The organism is Tetragenococcus solitarius NBRC 100494 (assembly GCF_001544195.1).
Lineage (GTDB): Bacteria > Bacillota > Bacilli > Lactobacillales > Enterococcaceae > Tetragenococcus > Tetragenococcus solitarius.
Genome location: NZ_BCPY01000024.1, coordinates 1 through 19,543, shown reverse-complemented (window position 1 = coordinate 19,543; position 19,543 = coordinate 1). Strand labels below are relative to the sequence as shown.

The following is a 19,543-nucleotide window of genomic DNA, read 5'->3' as shown; positions in this document are numbered from 1 at the left end:
TTATTTCCTTAATTAGCCTAAATAGCTTATAGATGGAGCCAATAGTCCTTAAATAAAGATAATAAATTTTGAAGATTTATTTTTTATAAATAGGATCACTCGCATCAAAATGAGTTTCTTGTAACCAACTTTTCAGCTGTTCTGCTAAATATTTTGCCATTGTAAATGAAGCATCGATTTGTTCTTGGTTAATACCGTTAATATGGACACCTGCAGTGATGATACAATTGCCCGGTAAATTTGGCTGAATGATGTGGGCAATAGCTTCTGCTAGGACATTATCTTTGTGATATCTGCCATTGTGGCTAGGGAATCGGATAGTTTGGCCTATCGATTCTTGGGTAACCGTAGTAATTGTGCCAATATGAGGAGTATCACCGCCAGTTACTGTGATCAATAAATCTTTGCTGATGATTTTTAGTTCTAATAACATGGTAAAACCGGCAGCAGTTATTTGGAAAGATTTATCGAACATGATGCTCATTTCCTTTCCAACGTTGGTCCAGTTGATTATCAATTCCCAGTGCATCTAGTAATTTCATTGTTTGATGGTTGATAATATCATTAATTGTTTGCGGCTGATTATAAAACGCTGGAATTGGTGGGATAATTTGTACTCCCATTTTAGAAAGTTTTGTCAAGTTTTCTAAATGAATCGTACTTAAAGGTGTTTCTCTAGGAACAACGATCAGTTTCTTTTGTTCTTTTAGAACCACGTCGGCAGCACGAGCGATTAAATTATCACCAAAACCGTAAGCAATGGCTGAAACAGTCTTCATGCTAGCAGGTACCACAACCATCGCATCGACCAAATAAGAACCACTGGCAATTAGAGCGCTCATATTATTCGCTGAGTAAGAATAATCAAATAAGCTTTCTAATTCGCGTAAAGAAAGTTCAGATTCGATTTTTAAATTTTGTTTGGCCCAAGAACTAATTACGCCATGCGTTTCAATTTCTGGATCTTTTTGCAATTGTTTGACTAAATCAATAGCATAAGCAGTGCCGGAAGCACCCGTAATACCGATAATAATTTTTTTCTTTCTTTTTTCCATAGTTTATTTCTCTCTTAATTTTAATCGTTTAGGTAGTCTTGCCAATTAGGCATTTCTTTAAATGACGCGCGTTGAAATTGATCTTTCATGTCAAAAGGAACGGTACCATCAAGAATTGTTTTAGCGCTCATTCCCTTAAAACGAATAGTTCCAGGATTATATTCTGGTCGTTCCGATGGATCGAGCGGATGATTACGCATACCAGGAAGAACTATAATATCTTTATCTCCTTGAAAACGTGTGTTTAAGGTCCACATCACGTCGTTCATGTCAAAAATATCCACATCTTCATCGACGAGTATCACTGTTTTTAGCTCTTTAAAAGCAGATAGGGCTAAAATAGCTGCTTGGCGTTGGATGCCTTCATCTGCTTCATTTTCTTTTTTGATTTGCATGATGGTCATTAATTTCCCGCCACCAGCAGGAGGGTTGTAAACATTTAAAACTTTACCTGGAATTGCTTTGTCAACTAAGCCAATGATACTTGCTTCTGTCGGGATACCTGCCATGGAGACATGTTCTTCGCTAGGTCCGATTGTCGTTTGCATAATCGGACGGTCTTTTCGATGGGTCACAGCTTTTACTTTCACCACATTAACAGCTGGGTTAGCATCGCCATTGTAACCAGGAAATTCGGGCATCGCTTTACCTGTATTGGTATTAATATCTTCTTGCATGGTTTGATTGGGCAAAATTTCGGCTTCAATAATAAACTCACTGCGCGCAATGCCAACTTCATTGACGGAAGCGGCATTCACTAACTGAACAGGTTCATCGCGTAAAGCACCAGCTACCCATAATTCATTATACCCAAGTGGCGTGGTAGGTGGTTCAAAGGTTGTTCCAATTGCAATGGCCGGATCTAGTCCAATATTGATAGTGATAGGCATTGGTTTATTTTCAGCTTCAAATTGTTTTTGGAAATGACCAATATGACGTCCACCTGGCATAATGTACATGCCAATCGTGTCTTTATCTTCTAATACCATACGATGGATGGTGACATCGGTCATTGTCTTGTCTGGGTCAGAGCCTAAGACAACGCCCATTGTGATATAAGGTCCTGCGTCTTCTGGTGTATTAGTGGGTGCAGGCAAAATTTTACGGATATCAAAATCCTCATCAGTTGCTAAATGGACGACTTCTTGCGCTGGTGCTTGTTCTTTGTCTACTTTAATAGGCTTAACAGGATGTTCTACTGATTCATAAAGTAATTTTCCTAAAGTCTTATAATCGTGGTGCAAAATTTTTCCTACACGTTGCCGACTGGCCATCGTTCCAATAGAAACTCGCGTGTTAGGAAATCCTTTGATATTGTTAAAAGTCATCGCAGGGCCTTCTTGTGTTGGTCGCATCACGGTACCACCTGCGCCAATATAACGATAGACGCCAGATAGATCAGCATTTGGATCGATCGTTTTTTCGGTTTCATGATATTGATCAGGATATTGTTTTAATTCTTCTAATACCTTGCGCAAATCATAAGGTTGATCTTTCATAATTTATCGCTCCTTTATTTCCAGCATAATCCTTAGAAGACATAGGAGCAATTCAACTTTTAGACTTACTTATTCCAAATCGGAATGACTTAGTCGATCTTGTAAAAATTGCCAGAAAGTATCGGCTACCAGATTTCCCTTTTCCTTACTGCGGACAAAAGCTAGATAACTTGTCTTGTTAGGCGTGATTGGAATAATAGCTAGATCGTTTTTCCAACGATTATCAATCGTTTTTTCCATGACAATGGTAATGCCTAATTCACTAGCGACCATGCTTAATAACAGCTCGATTCTAGACGTTTCAAACGAAATATTTGGAGTAAAACCTACTTGTCGGCAGAGCTCGATAACTGGTTGATAAGTTTTTGTTTCTTTACTGAGCATTAAAAATTTTTCTTGTTGTAATTGAGCTAAGTCAAGTTCAGAATACCTTGCTAATGGATGTTTTTTACTTAAGACGGCGACAAAGTGATCTTTTTCAGTAAACAGAGTATCAAAATGCTGCTTTTCTTTTTGAAAAGTACGTAGAAAAATTAAATGATTCTCGCCTGTATCTAGAAAAGGGATTAGTTCATTTCCTTCTCCTTCTTTTAGCTGAATATCAAATTCAGGATGTTGTTTCATAAAGATTGTCACCTGATTGAATGCCCAGTAATTTGCCATCGTGGGTATGGTCAAAATACGTAGTGTAGCTGCTTTTTTCTGTTGATAATCTTGCAGTGTTTGTAAAAGCGTTTGTTGCTGAGAAACGATGGTTTTGGCATAAGGTAAAATTAATTTGGCTTCTTCTGTTAGTTCGATTTGACGATGTGAACGGATAAATAAAGAAGTGTCTAATTCTTTTTCTAGCGCAATAATTTGTTTAGAGATATTGCCTTGAGTAGTATAGAGACGCTCAGCTGTTTTGGAATAATTTTTGGTTTCTGTTAGGTCTAAGAAAACTTTGAACTTAGCTAGGTCCATTTCAACACATGTCCTTTCTTTTTAAAATTTGCTAAAATAAGAAGTAGAGACTAAATAACAAGGAGAAAAATAATGGGATTTTTTGGGTTCAAAAATTTTGATCAGCTGACTGAAACAGAATTAACTATTTATCGTTTTGTAGCCAATGACATTGAAAAAACAGCCTATATGCGTGTACGTGATATTGCCAAGGAAGCACATGTATCAAATACTTCAGTCATGCGTTTTGTTCATAAACTAGGTTTTAATAGTTTTACAGAATTCAAAGTTTCACTGCATTCAGCCAAACTAGATCAGCAAAAAGAACAATCTGATCAAAGCCTTTCGCTTCATTTTATCATGAAAGAAAATTTTCCACAGGACATCTATGAAAAATTGATGGTGGTTGCAGATAAAATAATTAATGCAGATATGGTTATTTATGTTGGTATGGGTTCATCGGCAGCTTTAGCGGAATATGCTTCGCGTCAAACTGCTGCAATTGGGATCAATTCGTTTTGTATTAAAGATCCTTTCTATCCACTATCTGCGCAGTTACAAAATACTACTAATAATGTACTAATTACTTTTTCAGTATCAGGAAGAACCCCTGAAATTATTGGTTTATTAAACGATTTTGTGAACAACATTGATAATACATTGGTTTCAATCACTGGCAATTTAGAAAGTTCATTAGCTAAAATGTGTCATTATAATTTGAGCTATAAAACCAACGAAGAACGTATCCATCACTTTTACGACATGACAACGCAAGTTCCGGCTACTTATTTAATTGAGAATTTGTTACTAAGAGTACGACACTTATTACAATAAGAATGTTGCAGAAAAGGAATGGGTACACCCTGTACTTAATAGGGTACAAATTCCTTTTTTTATTAGCTGATCCTAAATCAAAATACGCCCTTGTAGTTTTGTATGCGCTTTACTAAACTGTCTTATGTTAGTAAAAAATAAACAAGGAGTGGTTTTTGATGATGGAGAAGTTTAATAACTTCATGGAAAGAAGCATTGTTCCTTTTGCAGCTAAGCTCAATGAACAACGACATGTAGCAGCTATTCGTGATTCATTTATGTACACTTTTCCGATAACTATGGCAGCATCTATCGTTATTTTAATTAACGGACTTATTTTTTCTGAAGATGGATTTGTTGCCCAAGTTTTGCATTTGTCTGCTATTTTTCTCAATCTTTCCGATATGCAAAGTTGGTTAAATTCGGTAACAACAGGTACGTTAGATATTCTATCGATCTTTATCGCGTATTTAGTGGCTTCCATATTGGCAAAACATTTTAAGGGTGACGAGCTGCTAACCGGTATGACTTCCATTGCTGTATTCATGATTTTTTATACCCCCGCTATGGAACAAGGAGATGTACAATATTTACCGACCACTTTTCTTGGAGCTCAAGGATTATTTGTAGCAATGCTGATTGGTGCTTTAGTGGGAGAATTTTTACCGCGCTTATTTAAAATAAAAAAATTGCAAATCAAAATGCCTGATATGGTACCACCAGCAGTTTCACGCTCTTTTAATGGATTAATTCCGATTGTTCTTGTTATTATGCTAGCAGCAATTTTAAATCATTTAGTTTCATTATTTGCGCCTGAAGGAATCAATCAAATCATTTATGATTCGATACAAACACCACTGCGTAAATTTGGCGTAAATATTTTTACAGTTACTTTGCTTGCTATTGTTCAAGAATTGTTATGGTTAGTTGGAATTCATGGCCCGAATACTTTGAATGCTTTACGTTCAGTAATTTTTACTGAAGCTGATTTGAGTAATCAATCATTTATTAATGCAAATGGTACGGCGTGGGGTGTTCCTTTTTCGGCCACTTGGGGAAATATGAATGATGTTTTTGCTAATATGGGCGGTAGTGGAATGACATTAGGTTTAATCATTGCTATTTTGTGGGTTTCCAAAAGAAAGGACTATCGTGAAGTAGCGAAGTTGGGCTTAATTCCAGGCTTATTTAATATCAATGAGCCTTTGATTTTCGGACTTCCAATCGTATTAAATCCGATACTAGCTATTCCATTTATATTGACGCCTGTTGTAAATATTTGGGTCGGTTACTTTGTGACAAATATTATCAACATTATTCCTACGCCGGCTTATGGACTTACCTGGACAACACCGGGTCCTTTAGCACCGTTTTTAGGGACCGGTGGGAATTGGATCGGATTGGTCATGGGAATTCTTTGTCTGGTTATTTCGGTATTCATTTATATGCCGTTTGTAATTGCGGCTAATCGGGTGGCAGAAAAAGAAGGCCATGCGTAACTAAAGGGAGGTAGTAAAGTGGTAGACCAAAGAGCATTTCCCAAAGGGTTTTTATGGGGTGGAGCAGTTGCGGCGCATCAATTAGAGGGTGGTTACAACCAAGGCGGAAAAGGATTGAGTATCGCAGACTTTTATACATTAGGCGATAGTGAAAATCCACGAACAATTACTTCAACGATTGAAAAAAATCGCTATTATCCTAATCATGAGGCAATCGATTTTTACCATCGTTATCCTGAAGATATTAAATTATTTGCCGAAATGGGTTTTGAATGTTTTCGGACCTCCATTGCTTGGGCACGTATTTTCCCTAAAGGAGACGAAAAAGTTCCTAATGAAGCTGGTTTACAATTTTATGATGATCTGTTTGACGAATGTTTAAAATATGGCATTCAACCAGTTGTGACCTTATCGCACTTTGAAATGCCAATTCATTTAGTAAAAAAATACGGTGGCTGGCGTGACCGTAGGCTAATTGAATTTTTTGTGCGATTTGCCAAAACTTGTTTTGAGCGATATCACACAAAAGTTCACTATTGGATGACGTTTAATGAAATTAACAATCAAACTGATTATGAAAATGATGGAGCACTTTATAGTGACTCAGGTTTGGTTCCACAAGCAAATGAGAATCGTGAACAATTGATGTATCAGGCAGCCCATTATGAGCTGGTAGCTAGCAGCCAGGCAGTACAGGCGGGTCATAATATTGATCCAACGATACAAATAGGCAGCATGATTGCAATGTGTCCTATTTATCCATTAACTGCAAGACCAGAGGATATATTAGTTGCGCAGCGTGCGATGCAAACACGTTTATGGTTTTCGGATGTACATGCTAAGGGTGACTATCCTGAGTGGTTATGTCGTTATTTTAAAAAAAATAATTTTGATATGGATATCACTGAACAAGATTTGCGTGACTTAAGAAGTGGAACAGTGGACTATATTGGGCTTAGTTACTATATGTCTTTTGCGGTAGAATATACTGATCATATCGATTATAATGAAAACGAAGATCGTGTCTCAAATCCTTATGTTAAAAAAAGTGAGTGGGGTTGGCAAATCGACCCAATTGGATTACGTTATGCTTTAAATTGGCTTAATGATCGTTACCACTTACCACTATTTATTGTTGAAAATGGATTAGGTGCGATTGACCAAAAGACGAAAGAAAATAGGATCCATGATTACAATCGTATTAATTATTTAAAAGAACATATCTTGCAAATGAAAAAAGCAGTGTTGGATGATGGAATCCCTTTAATTGGTTACACTCCTTGGGGGTGTATTGACTTGATTTCGGCAAGTACGGGACAGATGAGTAAACGATATGGCTTTATTTATGTTGATCAAGATGATTATGGAAATGGGAGTCAAGAGCGTTTTCGCAAAGATTCCTTTTACTGGTATCGTGATGTGATTAAATCAAATGGTTCAAAATTGTAGGAGAGGATAAAGTGCATTATTACGCAGGAGTTGATATTGGAGGCAGCTCAATTAAAATTGGGCTACTAGATAAACAGGGAGAAATTTATGAAAGAGAGAATTTTTCTACGCCGCAAGACAAAAAAACAATTATAGATAAAATGGCTCAAGTAATTATAAATTATCAAGCAGACTATAATGTGGAGGCTGTAGGTATATCAGTGCCTGGGGTTGTCGAAACAAACGGCTATTTGACCACTGCAGGTGCGGTTAAGTGTCTTTATGGCGTGAACATTAAAGAAGAAATTAGTCAGCGCACGGGTTTATTTGTTCATGCGGAAAATGACGCTAATGCGGCTTCAATCGCAGAAAAATGGGGTGGTGCGGCCCAAGGGGTAGCTAATTATATTAGTTTAGTTATTGGAACAGGTATTGGCGGATGTCTTGTTGTTAATAATGAAATTTATCGTGGTGCCCATGCTCGTTCCGGTGAATTCGGTTGGATGTTACTAGATGATAATCAAGATGACTTAAACTTAAGTACGATGAACTATCAAGCAGCCACAGTCATTGGTTTATTGCGGATTTATAATGTAAAATCTGAAGAAGAAATAACGGATGCACGTATTATCTATGAACGAGCCGAAAACGGAGAGTATTTAGCACAGACAGTGTTAGAAAAATTTCATCGCAAATTAGCTCAAGGCATTTTGAATGTCGCAGTTGCATTTGATCCTGCACTTGTGGTAATAGGCGGCGGGATTAGTGCCAACCGAACGTTTTTAAAGTATTTGCGTCTGGCGTATGAACAGCTTCAAAGAGAACACGGAGCGCTTGTCGATATGGATTTTCCGAAGATTGTGCCGGCAGAATTTGGAAATGAAGCCGGAATTATTGGTGCAGTGTACAGCGTAAAAATGGAGTTGGATAAAGCTGATTAAAGAGGATAGACATACTTAAAAAAGGAGAGAATAGGATTGGAAAAGATCGCAGCTTCGATTATGTGTGCGGATATGTTAAATGTGCAAACAGAATTAGAGTGCTTAGAAAAAACTGATTGTGACCTATTACATTTAGATGTTATGGACGGCGTCTTTGTGGACAATTTGGCTTTAGGGCCTGAATGGATGGCAAATGTACAGAGACAAACTCACCTGCCTTTTGATATTCATTTAGCGACTGAGCTGCCGGAAAAGTATATTGAAATGTTCCGTTTCTTACAACCTGAAACAATCTCTTTTCATATTGAAGCAGCAGCAAACCCTATTCTTTTGATCAATCGTTTGAAAAGCTATGGGATTAAACCTTCTTTAGCATTAAATCCAGCCACCCCTTTAAAAGATATTCTGCCGTATATTGCGGAAGTAGACCAAATCTTACTGATGACTGTTCCCACCGGGTTTTCTGGTCAGAGTTTTCGCAAAGATACTTTAAATAAATTACGTGAACTAAAAAACATCTTAAACAAACGAAATATTGCGCCATTGATTGAAGTCGATGGCAATATTAATGCGCAGACGATTTCATGGATGAAAGGGACTATGCCTGATATCTTTGTTTTAGGAACTTCAGCTTTATTTCAAGGCAACGGGCGTAGTACAAATGATTATCAAAAGCGCATTCAAAAAATTCGACAAGCGATTGACGCTTATAAATAAGCGGATATCGTTGTTTGATTAATAACTAAGAATAAGTGAGCATAATTGAAAACACAGATTGAACTTAATTGTATTAGTTTCAATCGTTTTAAAACGGATTTTGGCTAAATAGAAAGTCACCGCTAAAAAACGTTGATGCCTTTTCAGATAAGACGTCAACGTTTATTTATTTATTTCAATGAATTTTTCACATCTTCAAGCATTTGGTTATAAGCGATCGGTCCATTATATAACCAACTGCTTTCTGGACCAAATTCAAATAATTGGTTATTCTCTACGGCAGGAATATTCTCCCAAAGAGGGTCATCAAACATGGCAGCACTTTGGTCACTATTAACTAAGAAAAGGTAGTCAGAATCTAATTGTGACAGGCTTTCTAAAGAAACTTGTTCCCAGTCCGCTTGGGCATCTTCAGAAATTTCTTTGGTTAATTTAGGAATTTCAAACCCTAAGTCCTCATAAAGCAAACGACCGCTTGAACGACCTTGCGCTACCATAAAAGCAGAATTATTGGTCACCCAAATAACAGCGGCCGATTTTCCTTTTATTTTGTCTTGTAGCTTTTCTTTCCCATTTTCGACTGCTTTTTGATAGTCTTCTTTCACGGTTTGAGCTTTATCTTGTTTATTAAAAACTTTGCCCACGTCTTCTAAAGTCTCTTCCCAACTCACGTTTGTTTCATTTTTTACAACATAGGTTGGAGCGATTTTCTCATATTCCTCATACTTACCACCTTCAACCATGGCGTCAGATTCAATTAATAATAAATCGGGTTCAAAGTCCAATACATCTTCATAAGGCAAGTCAAAGTTAATGGTAGGAAGATCTTTTAAGTCTTCTTGCAGATATTCTTGAACTTTTCCCTGTCCTACAGTCCACTGAGCCAGAGGCTTTTCATCCAAAGCGATTAGATAATCTTCTAGATAAGGAGCAATAATTCGTTGTGGGTTATCGGGAATTTCAACCTTATGACCTTGCGCATCCGTTAAGGTTCGTGTATTTGAAGCGGAATCATCCGTCGAGTTTGCGCTTTCACAAGAAACTAAAATAGGTAGGGCTAGACATATGATTGTTCCTGTTATAATCTTTTTTAACATGGTGTTCTCCTTTTATAAATGATAATCATTCTCAGTTAGCATTATCCCAAACTCACGAGTCAAAGTCAATGAACTTTTTTCACAAAAATAGTGTGATAAAGGTTGACGTACGTTCAATAAAAGGAGATAATTGAGAATGATTATCATTACAAAGGAGTAGATGTTATGGTGAATTTAGCAACAGCTGAGCTTTCATGCGGCTATGAAAAAAAGACTATCTTAGCTGACTTAACTGTTAAAATTCCTGGGAAAAAAATCACAAGTTTGATCGGTCCTAATGGTAGCGGAAAAACCACACTACTCAAAGTTTTAGCGCGGATTTTAACGCCTAACAAGGGAAATGTACAGATCGACGGCGAAGATATTAACCGCTTAGATACCAAATACGTCGCACAAAAAATAGCGACTCTATCACAAAGAAATAAGGCAGTTACTGGTTTAAGTGTGGCAGAAATTGTCGCTTATGGACGCTTTCCTTATCAAAAAGGGTTTGCTGGTTTGCAAAAAAGAGATCATGAATGGATTCAATGGGCCCTGGAAGCCACTGGTTTGTTAGCATTAAAAAAAAGAACGCTTAATACTTTGTCTGGCGGGCAACAACAGCGTGTTTGGATTGCGATGGCTCTGGCGCAGGATACAGATATTCTCATTTTAGATGAGCCAATCTCTTCTTTGGATCCAGCTCATCAGTTAGAAATTCTTTACCTATTGGAAGATATTAATCGTCAAGGAAAAACAATCTTGATGACAATTCACGATTTAAATCATGCTGCCCAATTTTCTGATCATGTGATAGGGCTAAGACAAGGACGGTTGTTATTTCAAGGAAGTCCGCAAGAGACATTCACCTCCCAACATTTGTTAGAATTGTTTGATATTCGACCTGAAGTGGTTTTTTCGGAAAAAAGTCAAAAACCCGTCATTCTTTCATATGATTTAGTGAGAAGTTGATCATGAAGACAAAAATATTTTTTCTAGTAACAGGCTCTTTATTGATTGTAGCAATGTTTTGTTCTTTAAAGTATGGTGCAGTGGAAAGTTCCTGGCGTGAGTTAACTGATTCATTATTACATTTTGATAGGGGGAATCAAACACACCAGCTGATTTATTATTTACGTATCCCGCGTGTGCTTGCTTGCCTACTTGTCGGTGCTGCTTTTGCTAATTCAGGTGCCGTAATGCAGGGGATTACCCATAATCCAGTGGCAGACTCTGGTCTTTTAGGAATAAATGCTGGAGCTGGTTTAGGTTTAGCACTTGCCTTTGTTTTTTTCAGAACACCTCATCCAATGATAGCGATTTTAGCTTCTTTTACCGGAGCCGCTATGGCTTTAGCTATCATTTATTTAGCCTCTAGTCAAAAGGCTTTTTCGCGTTCTTCAATTCATATGGTCCTCTTAGGAGCAGCTATTGGTGCGTTTTTTACAGCTTTAAGTCAAGCTATCCGTTTATTATTTAATTTAAACCAAGCACTTACTTTTTGGTTTGTTGGCGGCAGCAGCAACGTCAACTGGACACAAATTAAAATAGCTGTTCCTGTGATGGTCCTGGGAATAATTGGTTCATGGCAAATGCGCAGACAAGTAACTTTATTAAGTATGGGCGATGATACCGTTATATCTTTAGGCAAAGACCCGCAAAAGATTCGACAGAAATTGATGTTTTGTGTCTTACTTTTAGCCGGCACAGCGGTTTCATTAGTGGGAACAATTAGCTTTTTGGGATTAATTATTCCACATATTGTACGTTTTTTTGTAGGGCACGATTACCGCTTAGTGATACCCGCGGCTACTTTGTTTGGTGCGCTATTTTTTGTGGTAGCGGATCTCAGTGCGCGTTTAATCGCACCGCCTCTAGAAACTCCAGTGGGTGTTGTTATTACTTTAATTGGGGCACCGCTGCTTTTGCTTCAAATCAGGAAGGGAGAGTTATGAGAAAAGGAAGAGTTTGGTTTTTGCTTAGTATTTTATTAATTGTGGGAATAGGGCTAAGCCTTTCGATTGGGACAATTTCTTTATCGGTTAAAGAACTCTCAGCTGTCCTAATAGGTCGCGGAACAAGTACCCAACAGTTGGTGGTGTTTGATTTTCGGTTGCCTCGCACTTTAATTGCTATTTTAGCGGGTGCTGGTTTAGCTGTATCTGGCTATTTGTTTCAATCGATGACGCATAACGATTTAGCCGATCCGGGGATTTTAGGAATTAACGCGGGTGCTGGGTTCACTGTTTTGCTTTATTTGGGTTTTTTTACGACCCAAACAAGCAGTCGTCTACTACCGATTGTTGCTTGTTTGGGGAGTTTTTTAGCGGCTTTTCTGGTTTATTTTTGTAGTAAGCAAAAAGAAAACTTTAATCCTAATCGTCTATTATTGTCGGGTATAGCAGTAAACGCGGGGATTTCAGCCTTAACTTTTGTTGGAACCATTCGTGTCTCGCAAGATAGCTATCGTTTTGTCACTTCGTGGTTAGCTGGCACGATCTGGGGAACCACTTGGAATCATGTGCTGCTTCTTTTGCCTTGGTTACTTCTTTTGCTACCTATTATTTTCTACGAAGGAAAAAGCTTAGAGCTGATTGATTTAGGAGACGAAGAAGCTGTCGGATTAGGCGTTTCATTGAAGAAAAAGCAGCTTTTTTTCTTAATCAGCGCAATCGTGTTGGCTGCTGTAAGTGTGTCTGTGGCTGGAAGTATTAGTTTTATTGGTTTAATTGCCCCCCATTTAGCTAAAAATATTGTCAAGCGTAGAAATAACCATGCGATATTCATTGCTATTTTTACCGGCAGCTTGCTGTTATTATATAGTGATATCTTAGGACGTATTCTTTTAACCAACGGAGAAATGGCGGCAGGGATTGTTGTGTCGATTATAGGAGCGCCTTACTTTATATTCCGCCTATTAAAAAATGATGAAGTAAGTATGGAATAAAATGTCATATATAGAACAAAAAGGGTGCCTTCTCAATCAAAAGAGGCATCCTTTTATTGTTTATTTATTGGTCGAACGAAAATGGCGCAAACAAGCCAATATAATCATTAAAAGTAAAGCAAGTAAGATAATCATGGCTACTTGTGAGCCCAGTGTCGTTCCTTTGAGATAATCATCACTGTTTTGTTGGAAAATATTAATCACGCTTGCCACAATAGAAGTAGCAGCGGCGCCAGAAAATTGTTGCAAAGTGTTAAAGAGTGTATTACCGTCTCCGTATTCTTCTTGAGTCAAAAGGTTCATTCCGCTGGTCATCATGTTACTGTAAGAAAAACCGATACCAAACATATAAAATACATGGGCTATGACAAAACCTAATAATGTAGGAATATTTAGTAAGATTGTCAGAGCAATCCAGCCGATCGCAGCTAAGGATAGTCCTATTAAAACAGGCCTCTTAGCACCATATTTATCTAATACCCGCCCAGAAATTGGGGCCAAAATAGCACCAATCGCTGCACCAGGCAGCATTACTAGGCCTGCAACAAAAGCATTTTCTCCGGAAACAATTTGTACAAAATTTGGTAAGACAAAGGAAATTCCTAAAAGAAGAAACTGACAAACAAGAAAACCACATAAGAACAAGACAAATACTTTATTTTTTAATACATCAATTTTTACTAGAGGTTGGCTTGTTTTAGCAGCTTGATGTAAGAAAATAGCTAAACCAGCCAAGCCGATAAGTAGGGGAATCAAACTATTTAAGGTTCCTATCTGATTTAAGAAAACTAATAAGCCGCTAAATAATAGTCCAATGCCCAAAAGACTGATAACATCAAGAAAGCTGCTTTTTTCAACTTGAATCTCAGGAATGGCATAAAGGCCAAGACAAAGAGATAGCAGTAAAATAGGAATTAAAAATAAAAAGATATAATGCCAAGATAAAATGGAAGTTAACAGGCCACCATAAGTAGGTCCAATCGCTGGTGCAATCGAAGTGGTAAGTGTACCTACACCCATCATACCGCCGCGTTTTTGTATGGGAGTAAAAGTTAAAATAATATGGAACATCAGCGGCAGAGCAATTCCGGTACTAATCCCTTGTAAGATACGTCCCAAAAGTAGAATAATAAATGTGGGTGAAACAAAGTCAGTAATGAGTCCTGCAATAAAAAAGAGGTTGGCAATGATAAATAATTTTCGAATAGAAAAGTTTTTAATTAAATAATTTGAAAAAGGAACCATAATAGAAATGACTAATAAATAAATAGTCGTCACCCATTGGACAGTCGAAGTAGAGATACTAAATTCTTTAATAAGGGTGGGAAAGGTGACATTCATTGCGGTTTCAATCAAGACCCCTGAAAATGACATGATGCCTGCAGCTAAAACTGCGGGTAGTAAACGAATCTTTGCTTTTTCCATTTTGCGTATACTCCTTTAAAAAATCATTAAAAAAGAGACTGCTTCTAAATTAATAGAAACCGCCTCTTTATCGACACGCAATAGATACGTGTTATCTGTACGATTAGTTCAAAAATATTATAAAAGGGTTTTTGTTTTAGGTCAAGCAAAAATGTTAATGCATCAAATCGTCAGCTCTGTCTGGGTATTGGTGAGCTAGACGGCTCGCGCCTGAAGCAGCAATTGCTCCGACAATATCATCTAAAAAAGTGTGTACGCGCGGTCCCTCATGATCATTTAACATTTGTAAAATCCCCGGTTTTACCTTGTCGATATAGCCATAGTTGGTAAAACCGATGGAACCATAGACATTGACAATAGACAGCGCCAGGATCTCATCAATCCCATAAAGCCCTTCATCTTGAGCAACAATTTCTTGTAGAGGCTGGGATAGTTGATCTTCTTCTGCTAGAATGTCCAATTGAATGCCGGTCAAAATAGCATTGTGTACTTCTCTTTTCGATAAGACCGCATCGACACTTTCGACGCAGTTTTCTAATGTTAAGCCTGGAATATAATCTTTTTGTAAATACATCACTAATTTAGCAATATCAACCACAGAAACCCCGCGTTCTTTCAATAATTGCCGTGCTTTTTCTTCTAAAGTTTTTGTTTCTAATACCATAAATAAACCTCCTTACCGTTGTTGGAAAAGACTTGATGAATGCATAGGCTGTGTTCGATTTTTCGGATCAATGTAATGTAGTGCGTTGTTGACAGCTGTAGGTGCTTCACCAAAACCCGTGGCAATGAGATCTACTTTTCCATCATATTGTGTGATATCTCCACAGCAATAAACACCTTCTCTTGAACTTTTCATATCTGAATTGACTGGAATACCACGGCGGTTACTGTTTATCTGCCAATCTTTCAAGTCTAAGTTTGTTGAAAAACCGTAATTGACAACTAAATAATCAACAGCTAAGTCTACCGTTTCATCACTTTTGGCTACTTGTAATCGTAGGCTGTCTAGATGGTTTTCTCCTGCTACTTCTTTAATAATATAAGGCGTTAAAATTTGCACAGATGAATTTTTTAAACGCTCCAAACTATGCTCGTGGGCTCGAAATTGGTTGCGTCGATGAATAATAGAGACTTCTTTGGCAATAGATTCTAACATCAATGCCCAATCCACTGCCGAATCGCCACCGCCTGCGATAGCTACTTTTTTGCCGGCATATTTCATAAGGTCTGAGATAAAATAATCGATTCCCTTATTTTCAAAAGTTTCAGCTTGTTCGATGCGTAACTTGCGTGGTTGAAATGAACCATTGCCTAAAGCTAAAATCACCGCTTTGGAATAATGACTACGTTGGTTGGTGACCACTTCAATCAAGTCTTCGTGATAATTTAATTTAATCACTTCTTCTTCTAAGCAATAACGATGGTTAAACATCGTGAGTTGTTTTTCTAAATTTTGGGCTAATTCATCCGCTTTTATTTTAGGAAATCCCGGAATATCGTAAATGTATTTTTCAGGATAAAGAGTGGTCAGTTGCCCGCCTAATTTGGGCAGAGTATCAATGATTTTGGTCTTTGCATTACGCATACCGGCATAAAAAGCGGCAAACATCCCTGCGGGACCGGCGCCTACGATTGTGATATCATATATATCCATTTTGCAGCTCCTTTATATAGAACTTACTGGTTTTTTACAGTTAAATGTATTATAACAAAGAAATTAAGACCTGGCATTCTTATTTTTTTCTGCTATGATAAAAGAGCAATTATCGTTTTTTAAGGAGGAATTTTTTTGACGGAGTTTCCACAACTACATTTAACAGAACAAACAGGTCCGCAAGCGGTGATCCAAACGAATAAAGGCGCCGTTACATTACAATTATTTGAACAAAAAGCACCTAAAACGGTGAAAAATTTTGTTGAACTGGCAAAACAGCAATATTACGATGGGGTGATTTTTCATCGGATCATTCCAGATTTTATGATTCAAGGTGGCGACCCAACCGGCAGCGGTATGGGTGGAGAAAGCATCTATGGGGATAAGTTTGAAGATGAATTTAGTAGCGAATTATTTAATTTACGCGGTGCTTTGTCCATGGCTAATGCGGGACCTAACACAAATGGCAGCCAATTTTTTATTGTGACAAATAAAAATATACCAGAAAATATGGTAGGGCAAATGCAAGAAGCTGGTTACCCTGCCGAAATTATTGAAGCTTATAAAGGCGGCGGAACACCTTGGCTTGATTTCCGCCATACTGTTTTTGGTCAAGTGATTGACGGAATGGATGTCGTCGATACTATCGAAAGTGTGCAAACAGATCCTCAAGATCGTCCAGTAGATGAAATTGTGATTCAAAAAATTGAAATAAAAGAATAAAAAACAGGCGTCGGATGTAAATTTTTGCTTTTTACATTGGGCGCCTATATTTTTATTTATTTAAAAGCAGCTGCAATTCTTTGCAGGCCTTCTTTTAAAGTAGAGCGTGGACAGGCAATATTGATTCGCATATGTTGGCTGCCCTTTTCTCCATAAGAAATACCCGGATTTAGGACCACTTTTGCCTCATTAATTATTTTTTTTTCTAACTGCTTGTCCGTTAATTGATAGAAAGAAAAGTCTAACCACATGAGATAAGTAGCTTCTGGTTTGCTGACTTTTACATTGGGAAGTTCACTTTGAAAGAATTGGTAGGTTATCTCAACATTCTCTTTTAAATAAGTCAAAAGTTCCTCTAACCACTCTTTTCCACCTTCATAAGCAGCTTGGGTTCCTATCATACCAAAAGTATTAATGTCATCTTGATGATTTTTCTTTTGAATTTTTTCAAATGCCTGTCGTAATTTATCATCTTTAATAAAGACCATTGAATTTTTAATTCCAGCTAAATTAAAAGTTTTGGTAGCAGCTGTTAACACAATTGAAAAATCTTTAAAAGAAGGATCTGCATTTTGAAAGGTTGTAAATGTTTCTGGTTGATAAACAATATCTTGGTGAATTTCGTCGCTGACTACAGTAACATGGTATTTTCTACAAAGGTTGCCCACATCTTGCAATTCTTTTTTACTCCAGACGCGACCGCCTGGATTATGAGGATTACATAAAATAAATAATTTCACGTCTTCTTCTTGAATTAAGCGTTCCATATTGTCGTAATCCATCATAAATTTGTCATCGGTGAAAAGATTGCTGCGCACAAGTTTACGGTTGTTATCTTCAACAACTTGGGCAAAGGGTGGATAGACAGGATCATGAATTAATACCGCGTCGCCAGGATCTGTATAAGCTTGTACACTAAGAGCGAGACTTGGAACGACTCCACTATTAAATAAGATTTCCTCTTTTTTTATAGCAAAGTGGTGGCGAGTTTTTTGCCAGGAAATAATTGCATCATATAAAGAATCAGGAACAATAGAGTAACCGAATACTCCTTTTTCTAAGTAAGAATTGAAAGCTGAACGAACAGCTTCTGGTGCTTTAAAGTCCATATCAGCCACCCACATCGGCAATAAATCTTTTTGGTGGTAGTTTTTTTCTAAAGTATCCCATTTCACGCTTTGGGTTTTCTTACGGTCGATCACTTGATCAAATTGGCTCATTTCGTTTCCTCCTTTAATAATATCTATCTACTTCATTTTTCTTCTATTTACTAGTATAATAAATTTTGTGAAAAGAGGGAAAGAGATGAATTATAAAATTGGAGAAATTTTACAAGGAACAGTCACTGGCATTCAAAGTTATGGTGCTTTTGTTTCCTTAGATGAAAATACACAAGGGTTAATCCACATATCCGAAATCCAGTCTGGTTTTACTAAAGATATACATGATGTTGTAAAAGTTGGCGACAAAGTACAAGTACAAATCATTGATATTGATGAATATACTAAAAAAATTAGCCTTTCAAGACGAACACTTGAAAGACAATTTATTCGTCCACCTTACCATAGAAAGCGTTACTTTACGGATAAAAATAAACAAATCGGTTTTCAATCGATTGACAGATACTTACCCCAATGGATTGATGAAGCAATGGAGATGCTCTCAAATAGGAGGACTTCACAAAGTAAATAAATCCATGGTAAAATATATAGTGCTGTGAAAAAGGGAGGGTGAATCAAGATGAAAGAGTTGAGTGACAAAAAAGTTGCTGGTACAGTAATTTTACATTTAGAAGATGGAACAAAACAGTTCTTGATAAGACAAAAAGATGATACGCCTGTTTTGGCATTTACGGAATTTTCAAATGAGCAAACAGGATTAGCAAATATTCTTCAACTTTTAAAAAAAGAAGTAAATCTTGATATCGAAAATATCCACCTAGTTGAATTAACCAATGGACAAGTCAACAATACAAACGTTCCTTTATTTGTTTTTGAAACACAAGAAAGTAAGCAGCACACAGAATTGCCCAAAGAATACTATTGGGCAAAAGCACAAACATTTCGAGGAATTATTCAAGACATGGAAATTGAAGGGATGCCTTTTTTCTGAGGTTTCAGATGTGTTGTAGGAACTTGCCTTTATGAATTAGAAGCAAAAAGTAGTTCATGCTTAGCGGTATGAATAATTAAAAAAATTTTTTATTTTTTATTGATATAAAATAAATTTCGTGGTAAATTAATTTCGGTCGGTTGTTCATCTAATGATGGATAACTGAGAATGATAAAAAGTTATTGACGTTATTTTAGTGAAGTGCTAAAATAGCTAGGTCGCAAATTTTCTTATGTTAAATTTGTGGTGATAAAAACTTTAAAAAAAGTTATTGACAAAAACTTGCCGAATTGGTAAGATATAAAAGTTGCTACGGCAACTGAAAGTTATGCAGTAGACCTTTGAAAACTGAACAAAGCAAGCAAACGAACCAATGTGTAGGGCGCTTCTTCAAGGAAGCAAGATACAAGCAACAACGCGAACAACACGCGAGCAAAAAGTTGAAGAGCTCAGTAAGATCAACGGTGTTGATCGATCAAATTCAAGATGAGAGTTTGATCCTGGCTCAGGACGAACGCTGGCGGCGTGCCTAATACATGCAAGTCGAACGCTGCCGCTTGCCCACTTCGGTGGACAAGCGTGCGGAGTGGCGGACGGGTGAGTAACACGTGGGGAACCTATCCATCAGCGGGGGATAACACTTGGAAACAGGTGCTAATACCGCATAGGGCTTTTTTTCACCTGAAAGAAAGCTGAAAGGCGCTTTTTT

The 19,543-nt window shown here is 37.3% G+C and carries 20 protein-coding genes and 1 rRNA gene; 12 read left to right on the top strand and 9 right to left on the bottom strand.

The genetic code is table 11. The annotated features are described in order from the left end of the window. Nucleotides 1–76: 76 nt before the first annotated feature. The 4 genes from lpdD to TS1_RS07865 all read right to left on the bottom strand — a co-directional run bounded on the left by lpdD (nucleotide 77) and on the right by TS1_RS07865 (nucleotide 3,517). Nucleotides 77–475: a prenylated flavin chaperone LpdD gene (lpdD, locus tag TS1_RS07880; protein WP_068709554.1), complete on the bottom strand. Its 399-nt coding sequence runs from the start codon at nucleotides 473–475 to the stop codon at nucleotides 77–79. Then, entirely contained in the window at nucleotides 465–1,055 is a 591-nt protein-coding gene (locus TS1_RS07875) for a UbiX family flavin prenyltransferase (RefSeq protein ID WP_068709552.1), read from the bottom strand. Before TS1_RS07875 ends, lpdD begins: the two co-directional genes overlap by 11 nt. A gap of 20 nt (nucleotides 1,056–1,075) precedes the next feature. Continuing rightward, complete coding sequence (locus TS1_RS07870; RefSeq protein WP_068709550.1) at nucleotides 1,076–2,554, bottom strand: UbiD family decarboxylase; 1,479 nt, start codon at nucleotides 2,552–2,554, stop codon at nucleotides 1,076–1,078. Nucleotides 2,555–2,623: 69 nt separating this feature from the next. Further along, a complete protein-coding gene (locus TS1_RS07865) occupies nucleotides 2,624–3,517 on the bottom strand; it encodes a LysR family transcriptional regulator (protein WP_068709548.1) in 894 nt (297 codons plus the stop codon). Nucleotides 3,518–3,589: 72 nt separating this feature from the next. On the opposite strand from TS1_RS07865, the gene TS1_RS07860 reads away from it, so the two are divergent. The 5 genes from TS1_RS07860 (at nucleotide 3,590) to TS1_RS07840 (ending at nucleotide 8,894) form a co-directional block, all read left to right on the top strand. Then, a complete protein-coding gene (locus tag TS1_RS07860; RefSeq protein WP_068709546.1) occupies nucleotides 3,590–4,330 on the top strand; it encodes a MurR/RpiR family transcriptional regulator in 741 nt (246 codons plus the stop codon). A gap of 161 nt (nucleotides 4,331–4,491) precedes the next feature. Then, on the top strand, nucleotides 4,492–5,808 hold the full coding sequence (locus tag TS1_RS07855) for a PTS sugar transporter subunit IIC (RefSeq protein WP_068709590.1): 1,317 nt from the start codon (nucleotides 4,492–4,494) through the stop codon (nucleotides 5,806–5,808). An 18-nt stretch (nucleotides 5,809–5,826) separates the two neighbouring features. Further along, complete coding sequence (locus TS1_RS07850; RefSeq protein ID WP_068709544.1) at nucleotides 5,827–7,257, top strand: 6-phospho-beta-glucosidase; 1,431 nt, start codon at nucleotides 5,827–5,829, stop codon at nucleotides 7,255–7,257. A gap of 11 nt (nucleotides 7,258–7,268) precedes the next feature. Further along, complete coding sequence (locus TS1_RS07845; protein WP_068709542.1) at nucleotides 7,269–8,177, top strand: ROK family protein; 909 nt, start codon at nucleotides 7,269–7,271, stop codon at nucleotides 8,175–8,177. 36 nt (nucleotides 8,178–8,213) lie between these two features. Next, on the top strand, nucleotides 8,214–8,894 hold the full coding sequence (locus tag TS1_RS07840) for a ribulose-phosphate 3-epimerase (protein WP_068709540.1): 681 nt from the start codon (nucleotides 8,214–8,216) through the stop codon (nucleotides 8,892–8,894). 170 nt (nucleotides 8,895–9,064) lie between these two features. Here the strand turns inward: TS1_RS07840 and TS1_RS07835 are convergent, their stop codons facing one another. Beyond that, nucleotides 9,065–9,991, bottom strand: a complete 927-nt coding sequence (locus tag TS1_RS07835; protein WP_068709538.1) for an ABC transporter substrate-binding protein — start codon at nucleotides 9,989–9,991, stop codon at nucleotides 9,065–9,067. A 165-nt stretch (nucleotides 9,992–10,156) separates the two neighbouring features. Between TS1_RS07835 and TS1_RS07830 the strand changes: the two genes are divergently transcribed. Genes TS1_RS07830 through TS1_RS07820 form a run of 3 tightly spaced genes read left to right on the top strand, consistent with a single transcriptional unit; the run spans nucleotide 10,157 to nucleotide 12,917 of the window. After that, the gene (locus TS1_RS07830; RefSeq protein ID WP_068709536.1) at nucleotides 10,157–10,942 is read left to right on the top strand and encodes an ABC transporter ATP-binding protein; all 786 of its coding nucleotides are present in this window, start codon (nucleotides 10,157–10,159) and stop codon (nucleotides 10,940–10,942) included. Nucleotides 10,943–10,944: 2 nt separating this feature from the next. Further along, nucleotides 10,945–11,925, top strand: coding sequence for a FecCD family ABC transporter permease (locus tag TS1_RS07825; RefSeq protein ID WP_157061648.1), 981 nt, complete (start codon nucleotides 10,945–10,947; stop codon nucleotides 11,923–11,925). Next, on the top strand, nucleotides 11,922–12,917 hold the full coding sequence (locus tag TS1_RS07820; RefSeq protein ID WP_068709534.1) for a FecCD family ABC transporter permease: 996 nt from the start codon (nucleotides 11,922–11,924) through the stop codon (nucleotides 12,915–12,917). Before TS1_RS07825 ends, TS1_RS07820 begins: the two co-directional genes overlap by 4 nt. Before the next feature lie 60 nt (nucleotides 12,918–12,977). Here the strand turns inward: TS1_RS07820 and TS1_RS07815 are convergent, their stop codons facing one another. From TS1_RS07815 to TS1_RS07805, 3 genes are all read right to left on the bottom strand, one after another. After that, on the bottom strand, nucleotides 12,978–14,342 hold the full coding sequence (locus tag TS1_RS07815) for an MFS transporter (RefSeq protein WP_068709532.1): 1,365 nt from the start codon (nucleotides 14,340–14,342) through the stop codon (nucleotides 12,978–12,980). A gap of 154 nt (nucleotides 14,343–14,496) precedes the next feature. Further along, nucleotides 14,497–15,006 carry a phosphatidylglycerophosphatase A family protein gene (locus TS1_RS07810; RefSeq protein ID WP_068709530.1) on the bottom strand — a complete coding sequence of 170 codons (510 nt, stop codon included), beginning with the start codon at nucleotides 15,004–15,006 and terminating at the stop codon, nucleotides 14,497–14,499. A gap of 12 nt (nucleotides 15,007–15,018) precedes the next feature. After that, nucleotides 15,019–15,999, bottom strand: coding sequence for an NAD(P)/FAD-dependent oxidoreductase (locus tag TS1_RS07805; RefSeq protein ID WP_068709528.1), 981 nt, complete (start codon nucleotides 15,997–15,999; stop codon nucleotides 15,019–15,021). Nucleotides 16,000–16,134: 135 nt separating this feature from the next. Here TS1_RS07805 and TS1_RS07800 point away from each other — a divergent pair, with 135 nt between their 5' ends. Then, nucleotides 16,135–16,722 carry a peptidylprolyl isomerase gene (locus TS1_RS07800; protein ID WP_068709526.1) on the top strand — a complete coding sequence of 196 codons (588 nt, stop codon included), beginning with the start codon at nucleotides 16,135–16,137 and terminating at the stop codon, nucleotides 16,720–16,722. 56 nt (nucleotides 16,723–16,778) lie between these two features. Here the strand turns inward: TS1_RS07800 and TS1_RS07795 are convergent, their stop codons facing one another. Then, nucleotides 16,779–17,942: a MalY/PatB family protein gene (locus tag TS1_RS07795; RefSeq protein WP_068709524.1), complete on the bottom strand. Its 1,164-nt coding sequence runs from the start codon at nucleotides 17,940–17,942 to the stop codon at nucleotides 16,779–16,781. An 85-nt stretch (nucleotides 17,943–18,027) separates the two neighbouring features. Here TS1_RS07795 and TS1_RS07790 point away from each other — a divergent pair, with 85 nt between their 5' ends. The 3 genes from TS1_RS07790 to TS1_RS12665 form a co-directional block, all read left to right on the top strand. Continuing rightward, nucleotides 18,028–18,414 (top strand): CvfD/Ygs/GSP13 family RNA-binding post-transcriptional regulator, encoded by a 387-nt coding sequence (locus TS1_RS07790; RefSeq protein WP_068709522.1) that lies wholly within the window; start codon nucleotides 18,028–18,030, stop codon nucleotides 18,412–18,414. Between the two features lie 57 nt (nucleotides 18,415–18,471). Then, on the top strand, nucleotides 18,472–18,834 hold the full coding sequence (locus TS1_RS07785) for a hypothetical protein (protein WP_169792363.1): 363 nt from the start codon (nucleotides 18,472–18,474) through the stop codon (nucleotides 18,832–18,834). A gap of 482 nt (nucleotides 18,835–19,316) precedes the next feature. Then, nucleotides 19,317–19,543, top strand: a 16S ribosomal RNA gene (locus TS1_RS12665); the annotation flags it as partial.